8 protein-coding genes are annotated in these 5,509 nt (G+C 67.2%); 1 reads left to right on the forward strand and 7 read right to left on the reverse strand.

The genetic code is table 11. From position 1 onward, the window contains the following. The 6 genes from lexA to Q0379_RS05490 all read right to left on the reverse strand — a co-directional run. On the reverse strand, positions 1-566 hold a 566-nt coding region (gene lexA, locus Q0379_RS05465), incomplete at its 3' end, for a transcriptional repressor LexA (protein WP_299005385.1). Between the two features lie 172 nt (positions 567-738). Continuing rightward, a complete protein-coding gene (locus Q0379_RS05470; RefSeq protein ID WP_299005368.1) occupies positions 739-1,533 on the reverse strand; it encodes a class I SAM-dependent methyltransferase in 795 nt (264 codons plus the stop codon). A gap of 86 nt (positions 1,534-1,619) precedes the next feature. Further along, positions 1,620-2,186, reverse strand: coding sequence for a lysophospholipid acyltransferase family protein (locus Q0379_RS05475; protein WP_299005370.1), 567 nt, complete (start codon positions 2,184-2,186; stop codon positions 1,620-1,622). Positions 2,187-2,280: 94 nt separating this feature from the next. Further along, positions 2,281-3,069 (reverse strand): indole-3-glycerol phosphate synthase TrpC, encoded by a 789-nt coding sequence (gene trpC, locus Q0379_RS05480; protein WP_299005372.1) that lies wholly within the window; start codon positions 3,067-3,069, stop codon positions 2,281-2,283. After that, entirely contained in the window at positions 3,066-4,091 is a 1,026-nt protein-coding gene (trpD, locus tag Q0379_RS05485) for an anthranilate phosphoribosyltransferase (protein ID WP_299005374.1), read from the reverse strand. Before trpD ends, trpC begins: the two co-directional genes overlap by 4 nt. A 10-nt stretch (positions 4,092-4,101) precedes the next feature. Then, positions 4,102-4,698, reverse strand: a complete 597-nt coding sequence (locus tag Q0379_RS05490; protein ID WP_299005378.1) for an aminodeoxychorismate/anthranilate synthase component II — start codon at positions 4,696-4,698, stop codon at positions 4,102-4,104. Between the two features lie 213 nt (positions 4,699-4,911). On the opposite strand from Q0379_RS05490, the gene Q0379_RS05495 reads away from it, so the two are divergent. Next, positions 4,912-5,118, forward strand: a complete 207-nt coding sequence (locus Q0379_RS05495; RefSeq protein WP_299005381.1) for a hypothetical protein — start codon at positions 4,912-4,914, stop codon at positions 5,116-5,118. Between the two features lie 28 nt (positions 5,119-5,146). On the opposite strand, the gene Q0379_RS05500 is transcribed toward Q0379_RS05495, so the two are convergent. After that, on the reverse strand, positions 5,147-5,509 hold a 363-nt coding region (locus tag Q0379_RS05500; RefSeq protein ID WP_299005383.1), incomplete at its 5' end, for a chorismate-binding protein.

Genomic DNA, 5,509 nt, shown 5'->3' on the forward strand with positions numbered 1-5,509 from the left:
GTGGCTTCCTCGCCGACCAGGGCGACGACGATCTCGCCCGAGGTGGCGGTGTCGCCCTTCTTGATGATGACGTAGTCGCCGTCGAGGATGCCGGCCTCGATCATCGAGTCCCCCTGGACCTCGAGGACATAGTGCTCGCCGTTGCCCAGCATGGCTTCCGGCACTGGCAGGCGCTCGCGCTCGTGCTGGATGGCGTCGATCGGCGTGCCGGCGGCGATGCGGCCCAGGATCGGCAGTTCGCGGCTGTCATTGGCGGCCGCAGCGGGCGCGGAGGCGGGCGGCGCGCCGCCGCCTTCGAACACTTGCGGACGGAAAGCGCTCCTGCCCTTGGGCGGGGCGGCGGTCGTGGCCTGTTGCGGCAGCTTCACCACTTCCAGCGCCCGGGCCCGGTGGGCCAGGCGGCGGATGAAGCCGCGTTCCTCCAGCGCCGTGATCAGGCGGTGGATGCCGGACTTCGACGCCAGGTCGAGCGCCTCCTTCATCTCGTCGAAGGACGGGGAGACGCCGGTCTCCTTGATCCGCTCGTGGATGAACATCAGCAGTTCGTGCTGCTTGCGGGTGAGCATGTCGACCTCGGCTGGAGCGCGGAACAAACCGCAAACCTTGGAGAATGTTCTCTAGGCGTTCCGGGTTAAAGTCAAGTCGAGGCGTGAGCAGCGTGAAAAGCTTTGCAAAATCAAAGCCTAGCTCGCGAGGTGTGGTAAATCTCGCTCAGAATCAAAAGCTTAATGAGAGCTTTCAGGCGCGTTTGCGGGCCACGATGATGTCCTGATCCTGCAGGGGTTGGCGGCGCCAGACGCCCAGCGCCCGGTTCAGCACGTCAAGGCCCAGATCATCGTACTGGGCGAGGATCGGTTCGATGTCGTAGCCGATCACCGACTCCGGCAGTTCGGGCGTGGCGGTCCAACAGCCGTCCAGCGGATGAACCATGTCGAAGGCGATCTGGCCGTTTCCAGTATTGGCGCGAGCCTCGTCGTCGATCAGGTACCACGAGACGATACTGATTCCGCCGGGCTTCAAGACCCGGGCGATCTCGCGGGCGAACTGTATCTGATCGGCGGCCAGCAGATGGGTGAAAACCGAGCCCAGCCAGACATAGTCGAAACTGGCGTCAGGATAGGGAAAGACATAGGCGCTGGCCGGTTGGGAGCCGCCCGGATTGTACCGATCGCTATGCATGTCGGCGTGGACGAAGGCGAAGCGCGGGTCGTCGACGGCGATGTTGGCTTTGCACCAGTCGATGGCCTGGGCCATGACGTCGAAGCCGGCGTAGCGGCCGTTCTCATCCAGATAGTCGACCAGCGGGGCGGCGGCGCGGCCGATGCCGCAGCCCACGTCCAGGATGGCGTGGTGGGGTTGCAGGCCGGCTTCGATGAACAGCCGCTTGAACTCGAGCCCCACGCGGACGTAGTCCGCGTCGGCCGCGCCTACCAGATGCCAGAGTTCTTGCGGTGCGCCGACGGTCTCTGTCGATGGCGACGCCGCGGAGACCGGCGACAGGGCGCGCCGCAGCCTGGACAGAAGACCCCGCATCCGATTCCTTTCACAGAAGAGCGGCGCGGACCGTAGCGAGCGATCAGGCCCCCGCCAACCAGGCGGACGCGCGGGAGGACGCTAGCCTATGGAATAGTCTTGAGCTCGGGATGCTTGGGGGTGACCGGCGCATAGAACGCCGCCAGCACCGCCAGGTCCTTTTCATAGTCGCCGCTGGGGATCATCGCCGGTCCCAGGCCGACCACCTTGCGCTCGTAGTCCATGAACCCCGGCACCAGAGGCACCCCGGCCTTCAGGGCGATGTTATAGAAGCCGGTTTTCCAACCGCCGGCCTTGCCGCGCGTCCCCTCGGGCGCGATCGTCAGCATGAATTCGTCGCGACGGGCGAACTCGTCAGCCATGGCCTGGACCGTGTCACGCGACTGGGATCGGTCGATCGGCACGCCGCCCAGATCCTTCATCAGCCTCTCGAACGGCCAGCGAAACAGCGAGGCCTTGCCCATGAAGCTGAGCTTGAGGTTCAGGGCGTCCGCCGCGCCAAGGAAGTAGACGAAATCCCAGTTGCTGGTGTGGGGCGCGGCGATGATCACGAACTTGCGGGTGGTGGTCGGGGCCGAACCCTCGATCTTCCAACCCTCGAGCTTGAAGAAGGCGACGAGGGACCAATTCACCACACGGGCGACCCAGTGCATTCGCGTTTCCTCGCGTAGCGTCGTGACCGTCCGGGACGGCTTCTTTGATGGGAGTTTGATCGGCTATGGGAAAAAACGCCAGACGGCGTCCCCGTCAGCCGATCAGCGCTTTCGTGGCCGTCGCGACGTCGGCGTGACGCATAAGGCTTTCACCGACCAGCATGGCCTTGGCGCCGGTCGCCTCCATCCGCACCACGTCGGCGTGGGTGAAGACGCCGCTCTCGGTGACGAGCAGTGAGCCTTTCGGAGCCTGGTTGGACAGACGCTCGGTCACGGCCAGATCGACGACGAAGCTCTTCAGGTCGCGGTTGTTGATTCCGACGAGATCCGAGCCCAGCACGCCGGCGCGGGCCATCTCGGCCTCGTCGTGGACCTCGACCAGGGCGTCCATGCCCAGGCGCTTTGCTTCCGACATCAGTTCAGCCGCCAGGACGTCGTCGATCATCGCCAGGATGACCAGGATCGCATCGGCGCCGAGGGCGCGGCTCTCGGCCACCTGCCAAGGATCCACCAGGAAGTCCTTGCGGATGCAGGGCAGGGCGGTCGCCGTGCGGGCGGCCGCCAGATACTCGTCCGCGCCCTGGAAGCTGGGGCCGTCTGTGAGCACCGACAGACAGGCCGCGCCGCCGAGTTCGTAGGCCTTGGCCAGGACGGGCGGATCGAAGTCCTCGCGGATCAGGCCCTTGGACGGCGAGGCCTTCTTGATCTCGGCGATCAGCGACAGCTTGCCGGGCGCGTGATGCGCCTCCAGCGCCGCCTTGAAGCCGCGCGGGGCCGAGGCGGCCTTGGCGGCGGCGTCGACGTCGGCCTGCGAGCGCGCGGCCTTGCGGCCGGCGACGTCCTCGCGCTTGTAGGCGGCGATCTTGGCGAGGATATCGGTCACGCAGGGACTTCCGTATTGGTGGCGGCCACCAGGCCGTCCAGGGCGGCGCGGGCGCGGCCCTCGTCGATGACGTCGGCGGCCAGCTCAATGCCTTCGACCAGGGTCTCGACCTTGTCGGCGACCAGGAAAGCGGCGGCGGCGTTCAGCAGCACGATGTCGCGATAGGGGCCCTTCTCGCCGTCGAACAGGCGGGTCAGGGCGGCGGCGTTGAACGCGGGATCGCCGCCAGTGATGTCCGAGAGCGAGGCGCGCGGCAGGCCGACGGCCTCGGGTGTGATCTTGAACAGGCGCACGACCCCGTCGCGCCATTCGGCCACGTCCGTCTCGCCCGTCGTGGTCAGTTCGTCGAGGCCCGATCCGTGGACGGACCAGGCGCGCTCGGCGCCCAGGGCGCCCAGGGCCTTGGCGATCGGCTCGACGAAGCGCGGCGCGGAGACGCCGACCACCTGCCGCTTGGCGCCGGCCGGATTGGTCAGCGGGCCCAAGAGGTTGAAGATCGTCCGGAAGCCCAGCTCCTGGCGGATCGGCGAGACGTGTCGCATCGCGCCGTGGTGGGCCTGGGCGAACAGGAAGCAGATGCCGGCCTCGTCCAGCGCCCGGCGCTGCTGCGCGCGCGTGGCGTCGATGTTGACGCCCAGGGCGGTCAGCACGTCGGCGGTGCCGGACTTGGAGGTGATGGCGCGGTTGCCGTGCTTGGCGACCTTCAGCCCGCCGCCCGCAGCGACGAAGCCGACGGCGGTCGAGATGTTCAGGGTGTGGAGGCCGTCGCCGCCGGTGCCGCAGACGTCGATGACCTCATAGGGGTGATCGAGATGCACGGCGGCGCGGCGCATGGCGCGGGCGCAGGCGGCGATCTCGCCGACCGTCTCGCCGCGCAGGCGCATGGCGGTGACCGCAGCGGCGACCTGGGCCGGCGTCGGCTCGCCGCGCAGGCACGCGGCGAAGAAGACCTCGGCGTCCTCTTCGCCCAGGGTCTGGCCGTCGGCCAGCTTGGCCAGCAAAGGCTTGAAAGCGTCGGACATGGCGGCGGACCTAGACCCAGACCGCCGCGTCGCGCTGGACGCCCGCCAGGTCCATGAAGTTAGCGAGCATTTGGTGGCCGCCCTCGGTGGCGATCGATTCCGGGTGGAACTGCACGCCAAACACAGGCCGGGTCTTGTGCTGCACGCCCATGATCTCGCCGTCGTCGGTCCAGGCGGTGACCTCCAGCTCGGGCGGCAGGTCTTCCTTGCGGACGGCCAGGCTGTGATAGCGGGTGGCGGTGAACGGGTTGGGCAGGCCCTTGAAGATGCCCTTGTCGTTATGGCGGACCTTGCTGACCTTGCCGTGCATGACCTGCTTGGCGCGGATCACTTCGCCGCCATAGGCTTGGCCGATGGCCTGGTGGCCCAGGCAGACGCCCAGAATCGGCAGGTCTTCCGGCGCGGCGCGCAGCAGCGGCAGGCAGATGCCCGCCTGGTCCGGAGCCTTGGGGCCGGGCGACAGCAGCACGGCGGCGGGCTTCAGGGCCAGGGCCTCCTGCACCGTCAGGGCGTCGTTGCGGTAGACCTCGGTCTCCGCGCCCAGCTCGTTCAGATAGTGGACGAGGTTGTAGGTGAAGCTGTCGTAGTTATCGATGACGAGGATCATGACGCCGCCTTTCGGAGGTCGGTTCTAGAGCGCGTTAGGCGAAAGTGTAAGCGGTTTCGCCGCTCGAACGCGCTCCAGGTTCTAAGCAGGCGCAGGTCTTTTGGATGATCATCCAAAGACCTGTGGCGCGGGCGAAAGCAATGTGTAGCGCCAATTTCGCCTGCGGCTTTCAGTTACGGTTACAGCGGACGCGGTCTGGAGCATCATATGGGGATGGACCCGCGTGATTCCGCCTTGGACCCTGTCGCCGTCGCCTATGTCCGCGCTCTGCTGCGACCCAAGACGCGCGTCCAGAAGCTGGCGCCGGTGCTGGCCGCGGCGGCCTTCGCCGCCTTCTGCGCGATCAGCTTCGCCACGGTGATGGTTCTGGCGCCGCCAGTCGTCACCCAGCACCTGCCGCAAGACCGGCTCGGCGACTAGTCCCAGCTGGGAGAAGCAGCCCTAAGGCTCAGCTGAATCGCCAGGCTTCCTCGGCCGCGCGCTTGAGGGCGCGGGACTTGTGCAGGGTCTCGTCGTATTCGCCGTCCGGATCACTGTCGGCGACGATGCCGCCGCCGGCCTGCACGTACATCATGCCGTCCTTGACCAGCGCCGTGCGCAGCACGATGCAGGTGTCGACCGAGCCGTCCGCGCCGAAATAGCCAACGGCGCCGGCATAGCCGATGCCGCGCTTTTCGACTTCCAGCTCGTCGATGATCTCCATGGCCCGCACCTTGGGCGCGCCCGACAGGGTGCCGGCGGGCAGGGCGGCCATCAGGACATCGACCGGATCGACGCCTTCGGGCGCGTTGCCCTCGACGTTCGAGACGAT

Source organism: uncultured Caulobacter sp. (assembly GCF_937900395.1).
Classification (GTDB): Bacteria; Pseudomonadota; Alphaproteobacteria; order Caulobacterales; family Caulobacteraceae; genus Caulobacter.